The organism is Reyranella sp. (genome assembly GCF_965279465.1).
Taxonomy (GTDB): domain Bacteria; phylum Pseudomonadota; class Alphaproteobacteria; order Reyranellales; family Reyranellaceae; genus Reyranella.
In genome coordinates, this window is the sequence record NZ_OZ257242.1 from 226020 (window position 1) to 247777 (window position 21758).

Here is a 21758-nt window from a genome sequence, read left to right on the forward strand (position 1 = left end):
GAGGCACGCGCGCTACGCCGTCGCCGCGAGGATGTCGCGTGCCGCCTGCCCGTCGGCGGCGATCTGGGCTTTCAGCGCATCGAGGCCGGCGAATTTCATCTCGGGGCGGATGAAATCGATCAGCGCCACCCGAAGGGTCTGGCCGTAGAGATCGCCCGTGAAGTCGAACAGGTGGACCTCGAAATTCTCTTGCAGCTTGCCGACCGTCGGCCGCTTGCCGAGGTTGGCGACGCCGTTGCGCCATGTGCCGCCGACCAGCGCACGCACGGCATAGACGCCGAAGCGCGGGCGCAGATGCTCGCCCAGTGCGACGTTAGCTGTGGGAAAGCCGATGGTGCGGCCGCGCTGGTCGCCCTGCTCGACGACGCCTTCGATCTCCCAGGGATGGCCCAGCAGCTCGAACGCCTCGCTCGGCCAGCCAGCGCGCAGCGCCTCGCGGATCCGGGTGGAAGAGTAGATCTCGCCCTCGTGCGTCACCGGGTCGAGCACGGTGACCCCGAGCGCGCGCTCGGCCGCCAGCTCGCGAAGCCGCTCGACGTTGCCGCTGCGCCGCGCGCCGAAGGTGAAGTCGTAACCGCACACGACATGGCGTGCACCCAGGCCCTGCAGCAGCACGCTGTCGACGAAAGCGTGCGCCGTGATCGCCGCGAACACCGGATCGAAGCGCTGCGCCAGCACCGCCTGCACGCCATGCTGCTCGAGAAGCCGGACCTTGGCGGGCGGCAGGGTGAGCCGGAAAGGGCCGGTGTCGGGCACGAAGAAGCCGCGCGGATGCGGCTCGAAGGTGAGCGCGACCAGCGGCGCGTCGAGCACGCGCGCCTGCTCCGCGGCGACCGCCAGCAGGGCCTGATGGCCGCGATGCACACCGTCGAAATTGCCGAGCGCGACGGCGCCGCCCGTCCATTCCGCGGGCACCGACTGCCAGTCGTCGAACACCGGGATCATGTCGGGCCTCGCCTTACGCTACGTCGCGGCGCGGCACGAGGATGGTCGCCTCGCCGTCGATCACGACCTTGTCGCCGTTGAGGCATTGGGTCTTGAGGATTACCCGCCGGCGCTTCTCCTCGATCGCAGTGATGGTGGCGACGGCGGTGATGGTCTCGCCGATCAGCACCGGCGCCATGAAGTTCATCGTTTGCGCAATATAGACCGAACCCGGCCCCGGCAGCTTGGTGCCGATCACCGTCGAGATGAAGCTGCCGCTCAGCATGCCATGCGCGATGCGCTGGCCGAAACGCGTCGAGCGCGCGAAGCCGTCATGCAGGTGGATCGGGTTGGTATCGCCCGAGACGCCGGCAAAAGCCATGATGTCCGCCTCGGTGACGGTCTTGCCGAACATCGCCGACATGCCGACTTTGAGATCTTCGAGATAGAGGCCGTTCATGGCCGCAAAGGCATTCGCCACGCCGTGGTCTCCTGCATAGGGGGTCGCCCTCTTACCACGCGGCGGGGCCTGTGCCACAGTCCGGGTAAATGATCGTTCACATAGGAAACGAAGCCGATCTCGTCGCGGCGGGGCTCGCCGCAGCTACCTCCCGACATTTTGGTGGGCCGGCCACGATCGAGGGACTGCAGCGCGAATCGGGGGGTGCCTCGCGCCAGACCTGGAGCTTCGACGCGCTCGTCGACGGCCAGCGCCACGAGCTGATCCTGCGCCGCGATCCGCCGACGGCCGGCGGCCGCGAGCGGGCGAGTGCCACATCCCTCGATCGTCCCACCGAGTTCGGCGTCCTGCGGGCGGCATTCAGGGGCGGCGTCCGCGCGCCGGAAGTGCTGTTCGAGCTGGGCGCGGAGGACGGACTAGGCGAAGCCTTCGTCATGCGACGGGTCGGCGGCATCGCCATCGCCCGCAAGCTGCTACGCGACCCTCCTTATGCCGACGCACGCAAGAAGATCGCGCGCCAGCTCGGCGAGATCGTGGCGCGCATCCACGCAGTCGATTCTGCGAGCCTGCCGCCGCTGCCGCATCGCGAGGCAGCCGATCAGGTCGCGGCTTTGCGCGCGGCGCTCGATTCGCTCGACCAGCCGCAGCCGGTGTTCGAGCTGGCGCTCTCCTGGCTCGACCGGCGCCGACCCGCCCCGACCGAGCGGCCATTGCTGGTGCATGGCGATTTCCGCACCGGCAACTATCTCGCCGACGAGAGCGGCGTGACCGCGATCCTCGATTGGGAGGGCGCCCATCTCGGCGATCCCATCGAGGATCTCGGCTGGGTGTGCGTGAAAAGCTGGCGCTTCGGCGCGGTCGACAAGCCGGCCGGTGGGTTCGGCAGTCGCGAGGAATTGTGGTCGGCCTATGAGAGCGCCGGCGGCATCAGGGTCGAGCCGGCCCGTGCGCATTGGTGGGAGGTTTTCGGCACCGTGCGCTGGGGCGTGATCTGCCTCACCCAGGCGTGGCGGCATCTCTCAGGATCGGTGAAGTCGATGGAGCTGGCGTCGATCGGCCGTCGCGCCGTCGAGACCGAGGTCGACCTGCTGCAGCTCCTGAAGGAGGCACGCTGATGGCGCAGGACCGTCCGACCGCCGCGGAGCTTCTCGCCGCGATCGCCGACTTCCTGCGCGAGGAAGCCACTCCCGCGCTCGACCGCGCCGAGCCGCGGCTCGGCTTCCAGATGCGGGTAGCGGTGAACTCGCTCGCCATCCTCGAACGCGAGTCGCGGCTCGGTCCCGCGGCGGACGCCCGCGAGCGCGCGCGGCTGGCCGCGCTGCTCGGCCGCGACGGCACGCTTGCCGACTTGAACCGCGAGCTCGCCCGGCAACTGCGCACCGGCGAGCGCGACGAGCGGGATGACGCACTGATGGCGCACCTCGAGGCGACCATTGCGGACAAGATCGCGATCGCCAATCCCAAGTGGCGATAGCTTGTTGACTCACACCTCGTTCGCCCAGATCGCGCTGCCGCCAAGCTGCCGATCCAACGTCAACTCGACATTACCGCTTTTCACCGACCAAGGCGCCGCCCCCCCCGGGCGATGAAACTGCCGCGCGGTCCCGGCAAGACCATGAGTATCTCCCATGTGCTGGCGCATCCGTGCTTCAGGAGATTTGAGCGAGCCGGTCGAAGTCTCTAAGCACGGCGGCCACCAGCGTCCGCTGGCGCGTATCCTCCGACGGCAGGCTCGCGGCGTAGAGACCGAGCAGATAGCGCGCCTTCGCGGCAGCTTCAGCCCAAGACTCGGCTGGCGCCGCGATGAGCTGGGTTTCCAGCTCCTCCTGGCGCCGCCGCAGATCGGAGGCATTGGCTTCCACCTCACCCAGCAGGCGCCGGAGATCGGTGGCCTTCTGGGCCGCCATTCCCCGGTGTTTGTCGAGATCGACCGGTTTGTCACTCATGAACGCAACGACGCACGGGCTCAGGTCTTGGGAGTCGTCGTCGGGTTGGTCAAGCTCTCGGCGCAGGCGCGTGCGACGTCCGAATCGGCCGTCTTGCTGCCAGGCATGACGGCAAAGCCACTGCGCTCGATGAAGCCGCCGCGATCCCATGTACTGACCTTGCTCAGTTCATTGATCTTGACCGTGGCATCGCCTTGCGCGCGAAAGCGTTCGGCACAGATCGAGGCCAGTGCGGTCACCGTGGCATCGTGGGCAGCTATCATCGCCTGCTTGTTGGCGCTGCCACCGGTGACCCAGCCGCCCCAGCTGAAGCCGACAATGGCCACGGCGATGGCACCGACGACGGCGCCCTGGATCCAGGGCTTCATGTTCACGGGAATGTTCATGTGAATGTCCTTTCACGGACGTGCGCGAAGGCCGCGCAGAAGATCGATAGAATCTGGAAAAGGGAAATGGGGCGAGCTATTCGAGCTCGATCCTTATGCGTGTACCTCGCACCTTCGGGCGGGCGCACACGCATCTCTCTCAGCCACCGCGAACGGACAATTCCTTGCCGATGGTCTTCTGCTTGTACACGCCTGCAACGGCCGCGTCGACTCGCGTTAGCCGTCGGACGTGACGGAAACGTCGACCCAGAGCCCCTGGAAGGCGTCGGTCATGCCAGTGTAGCTGCCCGCCACGGGCATTACCTGGTGGATGCCGCGGCCGACGGCGACGGGGATAAGGTTGAAGCCGCCGACACTGCGGTTGGTTGGATCGAAGGTGATCCAGCCAGCGCCCGGTACGAAAACTTCGGCCCAGGCGTGCGTCGTGCCCGCTTCCCGCTCGCGTTCCGGATTGTACAGGTAACCCGACACGATGCGGGCGCCGAAGCCCAGCTCACGCACAGCCTCGACAAACAGTACCGCGAAGTCGCGGCACGAACCCCAGCCGCGATCGAGCGTCTCGATCGGCGCCTGCGTACCCTCGTCGTCGCGGCTCTGGTAGCGGACACAGGCGGTGATGCCGGTGCTCAGATCCTTCAGCAGAGAGAGCGTGTCCGTGGGTCGGCTCCGCACGAACGCTTCGGCCCAGGTTCGCAGGCGGCCCATCGGATCGGGACACTGCGGGATGGCGAGCGCTCCGAGATCGGTGCGATCGTCGGCCAGATAGGGAAACGGATAGGAGGCAGCGGACGCCGCGACGTCGAACACCGGCCATTGCATGGCGCCGAGCTCCAGCTCGGCCACGCTGTCGATCACGAGGTGATCGGTCGTGCCGGCGAACGTCGCAGTTGCCACTGCATTGCCGAAGACATCGTGCGCCCAGGTGACGACGGCCTCGGGCATCACGATAAACGCGCTGGAGATCAGGCGCAGCTCGCGGCTCTCCCGCGGACGCAGCATCAGCCGGTGGGTGGAGAGCTTCACCGGCCGATTGTAGCGATAGGTTGTCTTGTGGCGGAGCGTGAGCGCGATCAACGGTACTCCAGCTTGGTGAGCAGGAGACCGTTCATCCAGAGGGTGGTCGACATGGAAGCATCAGGTCTGCAGGATCACGCTAGTTCGTGGTCTCGGGCTCGCGATACTCCGCGACCATCGCCTCGGTGGTGATCAGCAGGCCGGCGATCGAGGCCGCACCCTGCAGCGCCAGCCGCACGACCTTGGTCGGGTCGATGATGCCGGCCTTCACCATGTTGACGTAGGTGCCGGCCGCGGCGTCGTAGCCCTGGCTGGTGTCGCCCTTGTCGAGCAGCTTGCCCGCGATCACCGAGCCGTCGGCGCCGGAATTGGCGAAGATCTGGCGGGCCGGCGCCTGCAGCGCGCGGCGCACGATGTCGACCCCGACCCTCTGGTCGTCGTTGGCGACGCGGATCGAGCCGAGCTGCTGGCCGGCATAGAGGAGGGTGACGCCGCCGCCGGCGACGATGCCTTCTTCGACCGCGGCTCGCGTTGCATGCACGGCATCGTCGACACGGTCCTTGCGCTCCTTGACCTCGAGCTCGCTGCCGCCGCCGACCTTGATGATGGCGACGCCGCCCGACAGCTTGGCCAGCCGCTCCTGCAGCTTCTCGCCGTCGTATTCCGACGTCACCTTCTCGATCTGGGCGCGCAACTGGGTGCAGCGGGCCTGGATGTCGGCCTTCTTGCCGGCACCGCCGATGATCGTGGTGTTGTCCTTGTCGATACGCACCGTCTTGGCGTGGCCCAGCATGTCGAGCGTGACGTTCTCGAGCTTGGTGCCGAGGTCTTCGCTGACCACCTTGCAGGCGGTCAGGATGGCAATGTCCGCCAGCATCTCGGCGCGGCGATCGCCGAAGCCTGGCGCCTTCACGGCAGCGACCTTGAGCCCGCCGCGCAGCTTGTTGACCACCAGCGTGGCCAGCGCCTCGCCGTCGACGTCCTCGGCGACGATCAGCAGCGGCTTGCCGCTCTGCGCCACCAGCTCGAGGAGCGGCAGGAGGGTCTGCAGGCTCGACAGCTTCTTGTCGTGCAGCAGGATGTAGGGGTCGGCGAGCTCGACCACCATTTTCTCGGCGTTGGTGACGAAGTAGGGCGACATGTAGCCCCGGTCGAACTGCATGCCTTCGACGATCTCGAGCTCGGTCTCGATCGACTTCGCTTCCTCGACCGTGATGACGCCGTCGTTGCCGACCTTCTGCATCGCCTCGGCGATCATCTTGCCGATCTCAGGGTCGTTGTTGGCGGAGATCGTTCCGACCTGGGAGATCTCGGCATTGGTCGAGACCTTCTTCGAGCCTTTCACGAGGTTGGCGACGACCGCTTCCACGGCCATGTCGATGCCGCGCTTGAGGTCCATCGGGTTCATGCCGGCCGCGACCGCCTTGGCGCCTTCGCGCACGATGGCCTGGGCGAGCACCGTCGCGGTCGTCGTGCCGTCGCCTGCCTGGTCACTGGTTCGCGATGCGACCTCGCGCACCATCTGGGCGCCCATGTTTTCGAAGCGGTCCGACAGCTCGATTTCCTTGGCGACGGTCACGCCGTCCTTCGTGATACGCGGCGCTCCGTACGACTTGGCGAGAACGACGTTGCGGCCCTTGGGGCCGAGCGTCACCTTGACGGCGTTAGCGAGGGCATCGACCCCGACGATCATGCGATCGCGGGCGTCGGCTCCGAATTTGACTTCCTTGGCGGCCATGTTGCTTTCCCCTTGTTATCGTTGCTAGGCGGCTTTTTTGCTGCGCGCAGGCTGGTCCAGGACGCCCATGATGTCGGACTCCTTGACGATCGTGAGTTCCTTGCCGTCGAGCTTGATCTCGCTGCCCGCCCACTTGCCGAACAGGACGTGGTCGCCGGTCTTGACGTCGAGCGGATGGAGCTTGCCGTTGGCATCGCGCGCGCCGTCACCGACGGCGACGACCTCGCCTTCCATCGGCTTCTCCTGCGCGGTGTCGGGGATCAGGATGCCGCCGGGGCTTTTGGCCACGGGTATGACAAGGCGAATCAGGACGCGGTCCTGTAGCGGGCGCAGTTTCATTGCAAGGGGTCTCCTCGGACCTGATTTTCAGGGACTGGCTGCAGAGTCAGCGTGCGAGGAAGACAATGCCCTTACGCCATGTGGTGCGGCGGCATAGGCATTACAATGAGTAGCTCGAAAGCGTGGCTTCGCTCCAGCTGGCCTCGGTTGATCAAGGCGCTCCCGCTGAGGCTGACATCAGCCCGTCTCTTCCTCCTCTGCGCCTATCGGGGAGAGGATATGATTCTTCGGTATGCATCGAACTATCGGCCGTGGCGCGTGCGTGAGAGCGGACCTAAATTCCGCTCATGGTCACCGTCAACGCCCTCTCCGAAGTCGCCGCCCTGATGGGCGACCCGGCGCGCGCATCCATGCTGCAGCTGCTGATGGACGGCCGCGCCCACACCGCGTCGGATCTCGCCCATGCCGCGGGCGTCACGGCGCAGACAGCGTCGGGCCATCTCGCGCGCATGGTTGAGGCCAACCTCCTCGCCGCCCGCGCACAAGGCCGCAACCGCCTTTATCGCCTCGCCTCCGGCGAGGTGGCGCATGCCATCGAATCGCTGATGGCGCTGGCTGGCGAGCGCGCGCAGCCGGCGTCGAAGACCGCCGCGTGGCGGCGCGATCCCGATCTCCGCTTCTGCCGCACCTGCTACGACCATCTCGCGGGCCAGGTCGGCATGGCGGTGACCGACTCGCTGACGCAACACGGCCATCTCGAACCCAAGGGACCGCGTGACTGGTCGCTCACCGATTCGGGCGCGCTGTTCTGCCAGCGGCTGGGTGTCGATCTCGATGGAGCCAGGCGCGCCGGCACGCGTCACTTCGCGCGCCAGTGCCTCGACTGGAGCGAGCGGCGGCCACACATCTCCGGCGCGCTGGGTGCGGCTATCGCCGACACCTTCTTCAAGAAGGGCTGGGCCGAACGCCTGCGCCGCGGCCGCACGGTTCGTCTTACGGACTCAGGCCGGCGGGCCCTTGGCAGCCACTTCGGCGCCTCGGTCTAGCCTGGCGCGGCCGAAGGCCAACCCATCGCCCGACGGAATCTTGGCGATCGCCGAGGCGCGCAGGATCTTCTCCTCGCCGACCGTCAGATAGATGTTCGTGAAAAGCAGCGATCGCGTCTGGCGCACCAGTTCGGGCCGTCCCTCGACCCAGTCGCCGAGCCTGGCCGGCGCCACGAAATCACAGGTCACGCTTACCGTCGGCAGAAACTTGCGCAGCCCGGCCAGCGCGCCGCCGCCCATCGTGCCGACCAGATCGGCCACCAGCATCATCATGCCGCCATGCAGCCCGCCTGCCGGATTGCACATGTGTTGCGCGACGCGAAAGCCCAGCACGAACTCGTCGCGCGTGCCCTTGGCGCCGCGCCGAACGTAGAGATTGCCGACATGGCTGTTGAAGGTGGTCTCGGGCCGGCCGCGATCGAAATCGACGCGCAGGAAGCCTTCGGGCGGATTGTCTTCGGTCAAACTCAACTCCGGTTCTTCGCCGAGCGATGGCGGCTCAACAGCGCGAACGAGCCCAGGGCGGTCAGCGTGTCGTGGCGCGGACCATAAAGGCGGGCCCTCACCTGCGCCATATGCTCGTCATGACCGACGACCTCCGCTTCCGCCTGCAGCCAGTCGCCGATGCGGCCGGGCATCAGATAGTCGAGCGACAGCCGCACGGTGACGCAGCGGCGCTCGAGGACGTGAAAGACGGTGGAGCCCATTGCCGAATCGATGAAGGTCGCGAGCATGCCGCCATGCACGATGCCGTGCGAATTGGCGTGGCCCGGCCCCGGCAGAAAGCCGCGAATCAGGCGGCCGCCCTCGATCTTCTCGAACCACGGCCCGTTGGCTTCAGCAAAGCCGGATGTCTGCTCGATGAGGCGAAAGCCTGGGGGTAGGGACACGCCGCATCTTAGGCGATGCCCACCAGCAGAACCAAGCCGTAGCCGACATAGTAGCTGGCGAGCGCGGTGATCAGCCGATTCGACCAGATCCGGAACTGCGCGTCGGAGAGCCTCTCGAGCAGCAGCTTGCCGAGCGACGTGCCGATGATCGACGAGGTGACGGCGATGGCGAGGAACCACGGCTCGACCTGCCCGACCTGCTCGATCAAGGCGCCGAAATAGATCAGCTTGAAGCCGTGGCCGAACACCTGGCAGGCGGCCTTGGTGGCGATGATCTGCCGCCGCTCGAGCGGCGAGCGCAGGAACATGGTGTCGAGCAGCGGGCCGGTGACGCCGGTCAGCAGCATCAGCATCATCGAGACCAGCCCGGTGGCGGCGACCTGCGCCGGGCCGAAGCTGCGCGGCAGGATCTTGTCGGGGATCGCCCGGATGATGAAGGGCGAGAGGCCGAGCAACAGCAATGCCATCGCCTTGTCGGGCACATAGAGCGTGATCGACCACAGCCCGACCGACACGAGGCAGCCCGCGACATAGAAGGCCATGCTCTTCCACACGATGTGCCGGAACCACAAGGTGGCGCGCCAGCCGTTGGAGGCCATCTGCGTGATCGCGTGCAGCACCATGGCGGCCGGCAAGGGAAAAATCACCAGCAGCACGCCGATCAGGATCAGCCCGCCGGCCATGCCGAAGATGCCCGACAGGAAGGCCGTGCCGATCATCAGGAGGCTGAGCCCCGCCGCCATCAACGCCGTCATCGTCGTCTCCCCCGAGTGATGGGCGAGGTGTACGGCCGGCTTATCCAGTGTTCAAATATATGGTAAATAGCGGATCGATATCTTCCACCTCTGTCATCCTGAGCGCAGCGAAGGATCTAAGGGTTCGACCGAAGGTCCTGTTGCTACCCTTATGTCCTTCGCTGCGCTCAGGACGACAGTTTGATGGGAAACCCAATGGAACTTCGCCATCTCCGTTACTTCGTCGCCGTCGCGCATGAAGGCCACGTCACCCGCGCGGCAGAGAAGCTGCACATCCAGCAGCCGCCGCTTAGCCAGCAGATCCGCGCGCTCGAGCGCGAGATCGAGGCCGCGCTGTTCATCCGTCATCCGCGCGGCGTCAGCCTGACCGATGCCGGCCGTTCCTTCCTGGCCGACGCCGAGGCGATCCTGGCGCAGGCCGAGCATGCCAAGATCCGCGCCCGCCGCACCGCGCGCGGCGAGGTCGGTCGCATCGCCGTCGGCTTCACCACTTCCGCACCCTTCCATCCGCTGGTCGCGCGCGCGATCCGCGAGTTCCGCACCACGCGACCCGACGTTTCCTTCGGGCTGGAGGAGAGCAGCTCGGGCGACATGGTGAGCGGCCTGCGCGATGGGCGGCTCGACGTCGCCTTCATCCGCTCGGGCCTGGTCGATCCGCAGGGCATCACGGTGCATCCGCTCCTGCAGGAAGACATGGCCGCCGCCTTTCCCGGGCGCCATCGGCTGACCCGCCTGAAGCAGCTCACGCTCAAGGACCTCGCCGAGGAGACCTTCATCCTCTACCGCCGGCCTGATGGCCGCGGTTTGTACGACGTGATCGTCTCGGCCTGCGCCGAGGCGGGCTTCAGCCCGCATGTCGGCCAGGAGGCTCCGCGCATCGTCTCGACCCTCAACCTCGTGGCGGCGGGTCTCGGCATCACCATCGTGCCGGCATCACTCAGCCGCCTGCCCCTGGAAGGTGTAACATACCGGCCGCTCACCGGGCGGCCGGCGATCAAGGTGCCGCTCAACCTCGCCTGCCGCAGCGACGAGCGCTCCGCCGCGACCCTGGGCTTCATCGAGCTGGTGCGACGCCTGTCATGAAACCGATCAAGACCATCGGCCATTCCAACCATCCCATCGAGCGCCTCGTCGCGTTGCTGAAAGCGGGCGGCATCGAGCGGCTGGTCGATGTGCGCTCCATGCCCTGGTCGCGCCGCTTCCCGCAATTCGGCCGCGAGCGGCTCGCCAAAAGCCTCGCCGAGGCCGGCATCGCCTACGCCTGGGAGGGCGAGGCGCTGGGCGGCAAGCCGAAAGCGGGTGGCGGCTACGATGAACTGGCGGCGCGGCCCGAGTTCAAGGATGCGGTCGGCCGGCTTATCGCGGACCGCGGAGGCACGAGCCTCTGCCTGATGTGCGCCGAGAAGGAGCCGCTCGACTGCCACCGCACCGTGCTGGTGTCCCGTCGGCTGGCCGAGCGCGCCGTGCCAATCGAGCACCTGCTCGCCGACGGCACGGTGAAGCCACACGCCGAGATCGAAGAGGCCTTGCTGAAAAAGGTCGGGACTGGCGCCGACCTGTTCGACGATCGAGAGGCCCGGCTGGCACGGGCCTACCTGGCACGCGAACGGGCGATGAAGGGGAAATCCGCCTGAACCTGGTGTAGGTTGGGACATGGACACGATCAGCACGCCCGCGACCGAGCTGTCGGAGCGTATCTCCGCAGCCGCCCTGAAGCTCGAGGACAAGGTCATCGCCTGGCGGCGGGACATCCACGAGCATCCGGAGCTCTCCTACCAGGAGACGCGCACCGCCGCGCTCGCGGCCGATCATCTCAAGAAGCTCGGTATCGAGGTGAAGACCGGCGTCGGTATCACCGGCGTGCTGGGCATCCTGAAGGGCGGCAAGCCTGGCCCGGTCGTCGCCCTGCGCGCCGACATGGATGCGCTGCCGGTCGAGGAGCGGGTCGACATTCCCTTCAAGTCGACGGCCAAGGCGACCTGGCTCGGCCAGACCGTGCCGGTCATGCATGCCTGCGGCCACGATGCCCACGTCGCGATCCTGATGGGCGTTGCCGAAGTGCTGGCCGGGATGCGCGAGGAGATCGCCGGCACGGTGACGTTCCTGTTCCAGCCCAACGAGGAAGGCGCCTACGACGGCCGGCCGAGCGGCGCGCAGGCGATGATCGACGACGGCGCCCTGTCCGATCCCGCGCCGTCGGCGATCTTCGGCCTGCACGTGACCTCGGCGCAGGCCTCGGGCGTGATCGCGCTGCGGCCCGGCGGGCTGATGGCGAGCGCCGACAGCCTCAAGATCAACATCCACGGCCGGCAGACGCACGGCTCCTCGCCGTGGCGCGGCATCGATCCCGTGGTGACGGCGGCGCAGATCATCCTCGCGCTGCAGACCATCCCGAGCCGCCAGCTCGATGCGACGCTCACCCCGTCGGTGCTGACGATCTCGACGGTGCACGGCGGCGTGCGCGCCAACATCATTCCCGATTCGCTCGAGATGCAGGGCACCATCCGCACTCATGACGAGGCCGTCCGCGCCGACATCTGGAAGCGGATCGAGAAGACCGCGACAGCGATCGCCGAGTCGCAGGGCGCGCGCGCCGAGGTCAAGGTCCACGAGGGCGTGCCGGTGACCTACAATGATCCGCCGCTCACCGCCTGGGGCACGCGCAGCCTGGGCCGCGGCGTCGGCGAGGAGCGGGTGACCGACTCGCGGCCGGTGATGGGTGCGGAGGATTTCTCGTTCCTGGCCCAGAAGGTGCCCGGCATGTTCTTCTTCCTCGGCGTCACCCCGCCCGACGAGGATCCGCGCGAGGCACCGGCCAACCATTCGCCGCTGTTCCACATCCACGAGCCGGCGCTGAAGTACGGCGTTCGCTCGCTCGCCTATCTCGCGATCGATTATCTCCGGCGCGGCGCGTAGCGGCCTGGGCAGGGTTGACGCTCACCTGCTCCACAGGGCGATGGCGTCGAGAGACGACGCCGAAGTCGCGGCCCGTCCCACAGCAGCTCGGGCCCCGATGGGGTGAGACACGCCTTGGATCGCAAAGGCGGGAGAAATCATTCCTCCCGTCGATCGACGTCATGTCCTGACGCGATCGACAGACGCCCGAGGTGGCGGCCTCGGCGCCGGCACCGATCCGGCAGATGGTGGTGCCGGATCGGCCCCTCCTCGGTTGGCAGCGGACGAGCACGGCCTCCTGGAAATCTCGCGGCACCCTGCCCGAGCCACCCCTTCCTTCACAGCCCATCCAACGCCGGATATCCGACGAAGCGACCACCGCACACACTGGCGGCTGCTGTGCAATCGCATCAGACCGAGCCATCCGCCGTGGAGCGAAGCCCGCCATCGCTGCGCTACATGCTGCTGAAATGACTTCCCTCGTCCCGCCCTCCTGGCCGTTGGCCTGGGCCACGGCGATCTGACGTCGCAAGCATGTACGGCGTCGGACGCCGGTTCACCTGCCGAGGAATGCGGCTTCGATCGCCCGATACATCGGCTTGGGCCGCATCGATGCGTCGTAGGGCAACCCGCGGTTCAAGCCCGGACCATCGCCCTTGGCCCACGCGCCAGGAAATCGCTGGTAGTCTTGGGCTTGCACTTCGAGCCACGATTGACGGTCGCTGAGCCCCCAGGTCACGACGCCCGACACGGCCGGTTGGGCAAGGACAACGTCGAGGTATCGTCGAACCTCGTCGGCAACGAGCTGATCGCGCACACTGACCGGCGCCGCATAGTCCGACTCCTTGACGTCGAGCTCGGTTACCAGAATTTCGAGCCCCATGCCCGCCAGCTCCCTGAGGAAGGCCGCTATCGAGGAGGCCGAGATCGTACCCTTGCGCAAGTCGAGGTGACCCTGCAATCCGATGCCGTCGAGCGGCGCCCCGGACCGCTTAAGGTGTTCGACCAGCTTGAGGAACAGATAACGCCGATCACGCTCATCCTGGCTGTCGTACTCCAGGCTGAACTCGTTCAGCATCAGCCGGCCATTCGGTGCAAACATCCGCGCCTCGATCAAGGCGCGTCGTATGTACTCCGACCCAAATGCTTCCAGGAACACGTTCTGCCGCAACCCATCGGTGCGACGGCCGACTTCGATCGGCTCGTTTACGACGTCCCATTGGCGGATGGCGTCTCCGTAACGCGGCATCACCGACGCGAAGTACCGGCTGATCAGTCGCCAGTCGCGCTGCTCGCGCAGACGTTGCGTGGCCCAGCCCGGCACACCGAGATGCCAGAGCAGGGTGTGGCCCCGAACCGTCTTGCCGTTGTCCAGCGCGAACTTGACCAGATCATCGAGCGCAGCCAGCGAAAGATCGCCGCGAAACCGTTCAACGGCGTCCCATTTGAGCGCTATTTCAGGAGTGATGGTCGTACAGTCGCGCAGCATAGCCTGGCGCAATCCAGGCTCGGACGCGAGCTGCTCGAAACGTGCTGCCGCGCCAAAAACCAAGCCGCGCTTGGCGGCTGCGGCAGCGAGACCGCTTCCGGCAGCGGCAAGGTCTGATGCAACTGGACCCACCATGGCCGCGCCCAGGGAGCCCGTCATTGCGGCGCGACGGGTCGGCAAGCCGATCATCCTCACGTGTCTCCCGAATCACGAGCAGATCGCCAAGAAATAAAGTCGCCATCGCCAGGGTAGGCGCAACCCGCAGCCAATGCGCTCTATTTCAATCGCAATTGTCCGCCCACCGTCAATCTCCCCTGCTTTCCCGCAGCATAATTGTGGGCGCGCGCCCGCAGGCCCGCCTTGGTTTCGCCGGTGGCACGGGTTGCCAGTATCTCGAGTGAATTCGTCGGACAGCGAGAGATGCGATGATTACTTCGTTGAACATCCCCGAGATACTGCCGCTGTCGCTGGTTGGCCTGTTCATCCTGGGACAGATTCTCTACAGCTTGGTCCTCCTGGTCGATCTCTATCTACTTTCTCTGCCAGTCGACTGGGTCGATCCGGATGAAAAGATCGGAATCAGGGAGGAGGAATATCCCTATATCGTGCTGTTTTATCCCGTTCTCCGGGAACTTGAAAGCACGATGCGGACGACATTCACATCTCTCGCGCGACTCGATTATCCGGCGAACCGCTACCGCATCGTTGCGATTCCGAACAGCCATGATCACGCGACGATCGCCAGCCTGAAGCGGCTGCAGGAGAGTTTTTCCTTCGTTCAGATTCTCGAGGTACCCCCGACCGCCGACCCTTCCTGGCAGATCGTCTGGGATTCGTGGACTGCCAACCCGAATGCTTACTGGTGGCATACGGGCGTGCGGGCGCGGAATCGCGATCTTCCACCCAAGAAGACCCGTCAGCTGATCTATGCATTCTACCACATGGCCAACGCGTTCGCGCACGAGCCCAACCTCGCGATCAATTACATCGACGCCGACAGCTGCCCGCCGACCGACCACCTCAAGGCGGCGGTGAACGGTCTCCGGCGCTACGACGTTCTGCAGGCGCAGAATGTGGCGGGAAACATGAACGCCTCGATGGCCGCATCCTGGCACGCGCTCGATCACATGGTGTGGGACGGATACAAGTACCCGCATCTTTCGGCCAACGGACGCCAACCCTATTGGGTGCTCGGCAAAGGCCTATACTTCAGGGCGTCCGACCTGCTCGCGCTGGGCGGATTCCATCCCTGGGTATCGATCGAGGACCCGGAGGTGGGTCTGCGCTTCTGGAAGAGCGGAAAGCGCTTGGGAATCATAGCCAGCTCGCTCATCGAAGAAGTGCCCGAGACGTTCCGCGAGGGAATCTCCCAGCGCAAGCGATGGACCTGTGGTTTCTTCCAGGCACTCGGCAGTCCGCTCGGCGCGCTTGGCTTCACGCCTTGGGAACGCTTCAAGGCCTGGCTGGTATTCCTGCCGTGCCTGTCGCTCAGCATCAACGCGTTCGGCATCCCGGTCGGCCTCTGGGCGCTGTGGGTGTGGCTCACTGACGAGCCTACTGTCATGCCCGGATGGGCCCTCTGGCTGGCCGCCGCCAACTTCACGGCCTTCGTGATCTCACTGATACCGATGTACGCCAACGTATGGCGGCGCACGGGCCTCGTCTTCGAACGCTGGACCGATCGCACCTGGTACATGCTTCGCGTCAATCCGCTGTTGGCGATGTTCTGGTGGCTCATCTGGATCGTACCGCTTGCGATCGGCTTCAAGATGTACATCAGCGACGGTGGTCTGGTGTGGCAGAGGACCAAGAAAATCAACGCCAATGAGGAGCTGATTTCCTCCCAGCAGAAGCGAGCCAAATCGCGAGGGCGTTTGGTGGGTGCGGATTGAATGGGCTTCGAAGAGAGAGGGTAGCTCTATGTACAAGCACGCTTTGATAACTGGTGGCGCGGGATTCATCGGATCCCACCTCACCGACACCTTGTTGGCGCGAGGCTATGAGGTGACGGTGCTCGACCGCCTGTCCTCGCAAGTGCATGCCGATTCGGACCTCGATGACGACGGGTGGCCGGTCTACCTCAATCCGCGCGCAAAACGGATCAAAGGTGATATTCTCGACCAAGGCCTATTCGAAGCAAGTATCGAGAACGTCACCCACCTGGTTCATCTGGCCGCCTCTGTAGGCGTCGGCCAGAGCATGACCAACATCGTCGACTATACGCGCAACAATGTAATGACCGCGGCGGTCATGCTGGAAGTGCTGTCGCAGAAGCCGCACACCATCGAAAGGGTTGCGGTCGCCTCGTCGATGTCGATCTATGGCGAGGGGGCCTACGGCCGGAAGTCCGGCGGCCCAACGGTGATTCCGAGGGCGCGCACGCACGAACAGCTCGTCAACCGGCATTGGGAACTGGTCGATGGCGATGGGACGCTGGCACCGCTGCCGACCGCCGAAGAAAAGCTCCCCCAGCCGGCATCGATCTACGCGGTGAACAAGCGTGACCACGAAGAGATGTTTCTGTCCGTGGGACGTGCGCTCCAGATTCCGACCGTGGCGCTTCGGCTGTTCAACGTCTACGGGTCGCGCCAGGCGCTGAGCAATCCCTATACCGGCGTCGCCGCGATCTTCATTTCACGCTTGCTAAACGATATGCCTCCCATGGTCTTCGAGGACGGCGAACAGCGGCGGGACTTCGTGCATGTCGGCGATGTCGCCGAGGCGTTTGCCGTTGCGCTCGACAGCGATCTGCGGGTTTGGGACGCGTTCAATGTAGGAAGCGGCAAGCCTGTCACCGTCGCCCGGATGGGCCAAGTGCTGGCGCATCTGCTCCGAAAGAACATAGCGCCGGAGATCATGAACAAGTATCGCGTGGGAGACGTCCGGCATTGCTTTGCCGACATCTCAAAGATCGGACGCGTGTTCGGCTTCGAACCGCGGCAGTCGTTCGAGGCCGGGATGGCTGAGCTCATCGAATGGGTCGCCGCGGTGAAGGCGCCCATCAATCGCAGCCATGAAAGCTTTGCCGAGCTGCAGAGGAGAAAGCTCGTAGTCTAGCGCTTCAAGCGATGCAGCTTAGGCGTGATCGCGACGCGTTTCGATGGCCGTCCGGACACGGACGGCCGATCAAGGCCAAACAGCACACGGAGGTCGCGATGGTTTGGAAATGGTCCAGGGTGCTCGCCGTGCTTCTGCTGCCGACTGCAGCCAACGCCGAGAGCCGTCGGCTTTGTGACACTCGGATGGAATGGGAGTATGAGAAGCCTGCACCCGATGTACCGGCCAAGCTGCAAAACCTGTTGGGGCTTTGGGCAGGTGCTGTCAGTTTCAGTGGCTCCAGCGAGTCCACGCGCATGTGCATCGCGGTAGCTATTCACGCGGTCAAGGCCAACGGCCAAACCTTGTCGACGTTCGTCTGGCACCTGGGCGACGGAAATGAGTCGCCCAATCAAGTTTCGTTCGGTACTGCCAGGTGGTGGGCGCAAACCGACGTTATCTTCCCTGACAAAGGTGACCAGCTCATCTTTGCGGCTATCGCCCCTTATCGGGGTAAATGGTTCCGCTACATTCTCGATCTCCCCACCCAGTCTGACCCCGATACGCTAAAGGGCGGCCTCTATGCAACGAGACAGGGCAGTGCGGTGGATCAGTCGCCGACCGTGTGGACGAACACTGTGGAAGTTCACCAGGTAATGTTGAAGCGACTGAAGTATTCCTATTTGCCATTCCCGGTTGGAGGAAAGTGAGTGGAGTGCCGACAGAGCCAGCCGCAAGATGGGGCGGCTTCCCCTTGATGGCTGTCCGCGTCACTGTTACCGAAAGACGGTGCGTGACGGTGCGAGGAGGAAATGCGGATGGGCCCTAAGCTGGTCGACTATCTCACCTATGAGCCGGAAGACAGCGGCATCCTCTGGATCAGGTTCAACCGCCCGGACCGGCTGAACGCGCTCGTCGGGACGGCCGAAGAGAACGGCACAGTCGCCAAGGTCGGCGAATACATGCGCGCGGGCGACGACGATCCGAACGTCCGGGTCATCGTCCTTACAGGCGTCGGCCGTGTCTTCTGCGCAGGCGCCGACCTGCGGTCGCGCGCTCCGGCAGATGTCACCGGTCCGGACTTCGCCGGCGCGCGCGGCTCGCACGAAGGACTGGATGCCGCTCGCCAGCATTTCTATCACGGCTTCACCAAGCTTCACCGGGACATCTCGCTGATCCGCAAGCCGACGATCGCGATGATCAATGGCCCCGCCGTCGGATCGGGCATGGACATGGCCCTGCATTGCGACATTCGAATGGGCTGCGAGAAAACACGATTTGTCGCTTATCACAACGCCGGACAGATCATCGAGAACGGCGGCTCGTACTATTTGCCCAAGATGGTGGGGCTGGGGCGCGCCCTGGAGTTTGCCTACACCGGGGAGCTGGATGCCGACCGCGCGCTCGCCTGGGGCCTCATCAATCACCTGGTTCCGTCGGAACAGCTCGAGGAAGCGACGCGGGCGCTGTGCAAGCGCATCCTCGCGGTGCCTCCGCTGGTGCAATGGATCGGCAAGCGGATCATGCGGTCCGCACTCGACAGCTCAATGGAGACGACCATGGTCCTGACGTCGAATGCCGGCGGAATCCTGCAAGGCTCGGAGGACGCCAAAGAGGCGCGCCGCGCCTTCGCGGAGAAGCGCCCTCCGGTGTTCAAGGGCCAGTAGCCTACGCCTTCCAGGGTGGATCGTCGGGCCGGAAGGCGAACTGCGTCATGTCGACGACATGGCGCCCGGCGCCGAGCACGACCTGCTTCTCGCCCATCGCCATCTGAGCCAGCGCGTCGCCGACGCCACCGGAATGCTTGAAGCCATGGCCCGAGCAGGGTGAGGCGACGATGATCCGGTCCTGGCCGGGCAGGCGGTCGAGGACGAAGCGCGCGGCATTGACCTCGGTGTAGAGGCAGACCTTCGCCTTGACACAGTCCGGCGACAGCCCCGGAAAGAAGCGGCCGAATGTGCCGAACATCGCCTCGATCTCGCGCGGCGACACGGTCCGATCGACCGTCTCGGGATCGGCGACGTCGTGGCCCTCGGTCGCGATCTTTACGCCCTCTTCGAACGGGCCGACCGCGGGGAAGCCATAGAAGACGCCGTCCGCGCCCGACGGCTGCCAGATAAAGACGGGAAAGCGCTCGGGCGAGAAGGCCGCGTGCTCCGCCGGACTCCTGGCCCTGAACCAGTAGAGGACCTGGCGCGTCACCCCGAACTGTCGCGCCAGCGCCGGTGCGAGGAAACGCGGCAACCACGGGCCGGCGGCGACAATCAGCTGCGCGGCGCGATAGGTTCCGGTCGCGGTCGTCACCACGACGGCGCCGGCCTCCTGCCGGACGGACAGAACCTTCTCGTTCATCCGCAGCTCGGCGCCGAGCGCCCTTGCCTCCTCGAGCTGCGCTCCGATGCAGGCCTCGGGACGGAGATAGCCGCCCAGCCGGTCGTGGTAGGCCCGGTCGCCGTCGCTGACGTCGAAGGCCGGAAAGCGCCGGGCAATCTCGCGGGCCTCGAGAATCTCATGATCGATGGCCCAGGCTTTGGCCGACGCGACGGTCGCCTCGAGGAACTTCGGCACGCCATGGCTCGGCGCGATCTTGCCCGCGCCGGCGACGATCAGGATCCCGTTTTGGCGCAGCAGCGCGAGGCCGGTCTTCTCTTCAAGCGACTTCCAGATCTCGTGCGAGCGCTCGGCGAACGGTGTGTATTGCGAACCCTCGCCGCAGGCCAGGCGCGTGATGCGGGTGTCGCCATGCGTCGAGCCTTGCTCATGGGGCGGATGGAACCGGTCGAGCCCGAGCACCGAGGCGCCGCGGATCGCGAGCTGGTAGCTGGCCGATGCGCCCATCGCGCCCAGGCCGAGCACAATGACGTCGTAACTGTTCGCCATGGAACGCTCCCGTCAGGCAGTGACGGAGAGATGCCGCGTGCCCCATTTGCGGATCGAGTTGATCACCGGCACGAACCTCTCGCCGAGCGGCGTCAGGCGATACGAGACCTTGGGCGGCACGGTGCCGAAATCCTTGCGCTGGATCAGTCCGATCTCGCCGTAGCGCCGAGCGCCGTCCTTGCCGTCATTTTTGTCCATACTTGCGCTCCCGCACATGGCGTCCTCTGATCCTTGCCATCACGGACGACCGACATGAAGCAGTTTCTGATCAAGTGCCGCCGCACCAACGGCTGTGCGGCACAGCTCCGAAGAGACATCGAGATCCTGCAACAGCCTCTGGTCGGACAGAGTGACGTTCCAGTCGCCCCAGCCCCCGGCGGGCGTCATCTGCAGGGCGCACGGGGAAGCGGCGGAAGGTATGCGCCTCGGGCGCGAGAAGCGCCCCGCCCGAGGCGCTCTCAAAGCCGAGCTCCAGATTTGAGCGTTTGCACCCCAGATGCGACATTTGGGATGATGAAGGAGGACGGCGAATGAAGGAAGCCCTGTCGCGCCGAACTCGAGGAATGCAAGGTTATCGGATGCCGAAAATCGCCACGACGGGCAATGCGACGCTGATTGTCTATGACGACGCGCCGCTGCTTGCGACCGATCCGTGGATCGGAGACGAGGAGCCGGCCTATTTCGGCAGCTGGGTGCTCTCCCACCGCATTCCGCAGAACCTCAAGGACGATATCGCCGCCTGTCCGTACATCTGGTTCTCGCACGGCCATCCCGACCATCTGAACCCGACCAGCATCGAGCGCTTCAAGGGCAGGAAGATCCTGCTGGCCGATCATGTCGGCAGCCGGATCTACAAGGACATCTCGCCCAACGGCTTCGACGTCACAATCCTGCCCGACCGGCAATGGGTGCCGATCTCGGACAATGTGAAAATCCACTGCATTACGACCAAGATCCAGGATTCGATCCTGCTGATCGACGTCTGCGGCAGGCTGTTCATCAACCTCAACGACGCCGGCACCCGCGACTGCTCACGCTATATCCGCAGCATCACCCGGAACTACAAGGATTCCTGCGTCCTGCCGCTGTCGGGCTACGGCGATGCCGACATGATCCATCTCTTCGAGGAGGACGGCACCTTCATCGTGCCCCGCGCGGCACGGCGGCCCTCGGTCGGCGCCCAGCTCAACAACCTCTGCAAGGCCACGGGCGCACGGACGGTCCTCCCCTTTTCTTCGTTCCACCAGTACCAGCGCGACGATTCGATATGGGCGCAGGCCTACACGACGCCGTTCGACGCCTTCCAGAATGGCCTCTCGCCCGACATCGAGCTCATCCCGCCCTTCTCCTCGGTCGATTGCCGCACGAGCGCTGTCGAGACACCGCCCCACGAGGAGCTGGTCGTGGGCACGCCCCGGCCCTCGACCGACTTCGGCGACAATTGGTCGGACCAGCTCGAGCCCAAGGACGTCGCCGCAATCGAGGCCTATTTCGCGCGCAAGGAGGCGGTGCGGAAGTTTCTCGGCTTCGTCACCTTCAAGGTCGGCGGCCGCGAGCACACGATCAAGATGGACGGCCGCAAGACCCGCGGCGTCACCTTCGAGGTGCCGCGTGGCAGCCTGATGACCTCGGTCGATTACCGAATCTTCGACGACCTGCTGATCGGCAACTTCATGAAGACGACGCTGCACGGGCTGCAGTCGCTGAACGAGTCGCCGGGCGAGTTCAACTACAACGTCGCCAAGTACGGCGACAACGGCAGGGCCGAGACCGAGGCGGAGGTCGAGAAATATCTCGCCGAGTATCGGCGCCGCTCCGGCATCGACTATTTCATCAACGCGCTCGAGGACCAGTCGCGCAACTTCCTCACCCGCTTCGCCAAGCAGGACACGCCGATCTACAAGATGATGAAGCAGCTCTACGTCTCGCTGGTGCGCTGATTCCGTGTCCTCCTGGGGCCGATACGCGACGGAGGGCGAAATTGAAGACGGGCGATGAAGGTGGCGGCTTCTTGGGCGAC

Annotated in this window: 24 protein-coding genes; 11 read left to right on the forward strand and 13 right to left on the reverse strand. The window is 65.3% G+C overall.

The window, feature by feature from the left end:
- Positions 1-12: 12 nt before the first annotated feature.
- Positions 13-945, reverse strand: a complete 933-nt coding sequence (locus ACQY8M_RS01060; protein WP_428668628.1) for a bifunctional riboflavin kinase/FAD synthetase — start codon at positions 943-945, stop codon at positions 13-15.
- A gap of 13 nt (positions 946-958) precedes the next feature.
- Positions 959-1405, reverse strand: a complete 447-nt coding sequence (locus ACQY8M_RS01065) for a MaoC family dehydratase (protein WP_428668629.1) — start codon at positions 1403-1405, stop codon at positions 959-961.
- 68 nt (positions 1406-1473) lie between these two features.
- Between ACQY8M_RS01065 and ACQY8M_RS01070 the strand changes: the two genes are divergently transcribed.
- Positions 1474-2499, forward strand: a complete 1026-nt coding sequence (locus ACQY8M_RS01070) for a phosphotransferase family protein (protein ID WP_428668630.1) — start codon at positions 1474-1476, stop codon at positions 2497-2499.
- The gene (locus ACQY8M_RS01075) at positions 2499-2858 is read left to right on the forward strand and encodes a DUF6285 domain-containing protein (RefSeq protein ID WP_428668631.1); all 360 of its coding nucleotides are present in this window, start codon (positions 2499-2501) and stop codon (positions 2856-2858) included. The genes ACQY8M_RS01070 and ACQY8M_RS01075 overlap by 1 nt, the downstream gene beginning before the upstream one ends.
- Before the next feature lie 175 nt (positions 2859-3033).
- On the opposite strand, the gene ACQY8M_RS01080 is transcribed toward ACQY8M_RS01075, so the two are convergent.
- The 5 genes from ACQY8M_RS01080 to ACQY8M_RS01100 form a co-directional block, all read right to left on the reverse strand.
- Positions 3034-3330: a hypothetical protein gene (locus ACQY8M_RS01080; protein ID WP_428668632.1), complete on the reverse strand. Its 297-nt coding sequence runs from the start codon at positions 3328-3330 to the stop codon at positions 3034-3036.
- A 20-nt stretch (positions 3331-3350) separates the two neighbouring features.
- Positions 3351-3716, reverse strand: a complete 366-nt coding sequence (locus ACQY8M_RS01085) for a hypothetical protein (RefSeq protein ID WP_428668633.1) — start codon at positions 3714-3716, stop codon at positions 3351-3353.
- Between the two features lie 216 nt (positions 3717-3932).
- Positions 3933-4790, reverse strand: a complete 858-nt coding sequence (locus ACQY8M_RS01090; protein ID WP_428668634.1) for a transglutaminase family protein — start codon at positions 4788-4790, stop codon at positions 3933-3935.
- Positions 4791-4869: 79 nt separating this feature from the next.
- Complete coding sequence (gene groL / locus ACQY8M_RS01095) at positions 4870-6468, reverse strand: chaperonin GroEL (RefSeq protein WP_428668635.1); 1599 nt, start codon at positions 6466-6468, stop codon at positions 4870-4872.
- A 24-nt stretch (positions 6469-6492) separates the two neighbouring features.
- On the reverse strand, positions 6493-6807 hold the full coding sequence (locus ACQY8M_RS01100) for a co-chaperone GroES (RefSeq protein WP_428668636.1): 315 nt from the start codon (positions 6805-6807) through the stop codon (positions 6493-6495).
- A 287-nt stretch (positions 6808-7094) separates the two neighbouring features.
- On the opposite strand from ACQY8M_RS01100, the gene ACQY8M_RS01105 reads away from it, so the two are divergent.
- Complete coding sequence (locus ACQY8M_RS01105; RefSeq protein ID WP_428668637.1) at positions 7095-7793, forward strand: ArsR/SmtB family transcription factor; 699 nt, start codon at positions 7095-7097, stop codon at positions 7791-7793.
- On the opposite strand, the gene ACQY8M_RS01110 is transcribed toward ACQY8M_RS01105, so the two are convergent.
- The 3 genes from ACQY8M_RS01110 to ACQY8M_RS01120 are packed head-to-tail and all read right to left on the reverse strand — an operon-like array spanning position 7749 to position 9438.
- Complete coding sequence (locus tag ACQY8M_RS01110; RefSeq protein WP_428668638.1) at positions 7749-8264, reverse strand: PaaI family thioesterase; 516 nt, start codon at positions 8262-8264, stop codon at positions 7749-7751. The genes ACQY8M_RS01105 and ACQY8M_RS01110 overlap by 45 nt on opposite strands.
- Positions 8261-8683 carry a PaaI family thioesterase gene (locus tag ACQY8M_RS01115; protein WP_428668639.1) on the reverse strand — a complete coding sequence of 141 codons (423 nt, stop codon included), beginning with the start codon at positions 8681-8683 and terminating at the stop codon, positions 8261-8263. The genes ACQY8M_RS01110 and ACQY8M_RS01115 overlap by 4 nt, the downstream gene beginning before the upstream one ends.
- Positions 8684-8691: 8 nt before the next feature.
- Positions 8692-9438 (reverse strand): TSUP family transporter, encoded by a 747-nt coding sequence (locus tag ACQY8M_RS01120; RefSeq protein WP_428668640.1) that lies wholly within the window; start codon positions 9436-9438, stop codon positions 8692-8694.
- A gap of 195 nt (positions 9439-9633) precedes the next feature.
- On the opposite strand from ACQY8M_RS01120, the gene ACQY8M_RS01125 reads away from it, so the two are divergent.
- Genes ACQY8M_RS01125 through ACQY8M_RS01135 form a run of 3 tightly spaced genes read left to right on the forward strand, consistent with a single transcriptional unit; the run spans position 9634 to position 12354 of the window.
- On the forward strand, positions 9634-10521 hold the full coding sequence (locus tag ACQY8M_RS01125) for a LysR family transcriptional regulator (protein ID WP_428668641.1): 888 nt from the start codon (positions 9634-9636) through the stop codon (positions 10519-10521).
- Complete coding sequence (locus ACQY8M_RS01130) at positions 10518-11072, forward strand: DUF488 family protein (RefSeq protein ID WP_428668642.1); 555 nt, start codon at positions 10518-10520, stop codon at positions 11070-11072. Before ACQY8M_RS01125 ends, ACQY8M_RS01130 begins: the two co-directional genes overlap by 4 nt.
- A 19-nt stretch (positions 11073-11091) precedes the next feature.
- The gene (locus ACQY8M_RS01135; protein ID WP_428668643.1) at positions 11092-12354 is read left to right on the forward strand and encodes an amidohydrolase; all 1263 of its coding nucleotides are present in this window, start codon (positions 11092-11094) and stop codon (positions 12352-12354) included.
- A 535-nt stretch (positions 12355-12889) separates the two neighbouring features.
- Here ACQY8M_RS01135 and ACQY8M_RS01140 read toward each other — a convergent pair.
- Complete coding sequence (locus ACQY8M_RS01140) at positions 12890-14011, reverse strand: endo-1,4-beta-xylanase (protein WP_428668644.1); 1122 nt, start codon at positions 14009-14011, stop codon at positions 12890-12892.
- A 248-nt stretch (positions 14012-14259) separates the two neighbouring features.
- Here ACQY8M_RS01140 and ACQY8M_RS01145 point away from each other — a divergent pair, with 248 nt between their 5' ends.
- The 4 genes from ACQY8M_RS01145 (at position 14260) to ACQY8M_RS01160 (ending at position 18525) form a co-directional block, all read left to right on the forward strand.
- A complete protein-coding gene (locus tag ACQY8M_RS01145) occupies positions 14260-15714 on the forward strand; it encodes a glycosyltransferase family 2 protein (RefSeq protein WP_428668645.1) in 1455 nt (484 codons plus the stop codon).
- 28 nt (positions 15715-15742) lie between these two features.
- Entirely contained in the window at positions 15743-16879 is a 1137-nt protein-coding gene (locus ACQY8M_RS01150) for an NAD-dependent epimerase/dehydratase family protein (RefSeq protein ID WP_428668646.1), read from the forward strand.
- Between the two features lie 98 nt (positions 16880-16977).
- Positions 16978-17568, forward strand: a complete 591-nt coding sequence (locus tag ACQY8M_RS01155; RefSeq protein WP_428668647.1) for a hypothetical protein — start codon at positions 16978-16980, stop codon at positions 17566-17568.
- Positions 17569-17676: 108 nt separating this feature from the next.
- Positions 17677-18525: an enoyl-CoA hydratase/isomerase family protein gene (locus tag ACQY8M_RS01160; RefSeq protein WP_428668648.1), complete on the forward strand. Its 849-nt coding sequence runs from the start codon at positions 17677-17679 to the stop codon at positions 18523-18525.
- Between the two features lies 1 nt (position 18526).
- Here ACQY8M_RS01160 and solA read toward each other — a convergent pair whose 3' ends face one another.
- Both solA and ACQY8M_RS01170 read right to left on the reverse strand, forming a co-directional pair.
- Positions 18527-19738, reverse strand: a complete 1212-nt coding sequence (gene solA, locus ACQY8M_RS01165; RefSeq protein WP_428668649.1) for an N-methyl-L-tryptophan oxidase — start codon at positions 19736-19738, stop codon at positions 18527-18529.
- 12 nt (positions 19739-19750) lie between these two features.
- On the reverse strand, positions 19751-19936 hold the full coding sequence (locus ACQY8M_RS01170) for a winged helix-turn-helix transcriptional regulator (protein WP_428668650.1): 186 nt from the start codon (positions 19934-19936) through the stop codon (positions 19751-19753).
- A 380-nt stretch (positions 19937-20316) separates the two neighbouring features.
- Between ACQY8M_RS01170 and ACQY8M_RS01175 the strand changes: the two genes are divergently transcribed.
- The gene (locus ACQY8M_RS01175; protein WP_428668651.1) at positions 20317-21678 is read left to right on the forward strand and encodes a hypothetical protein; all 1362 of its coding nucleotides are present in this window, start codon (positions 20317-20319) and stop codon (positions 21676-21678) included.
- Positions 21679-21758 lie beyond the last annotated feature (80 nt).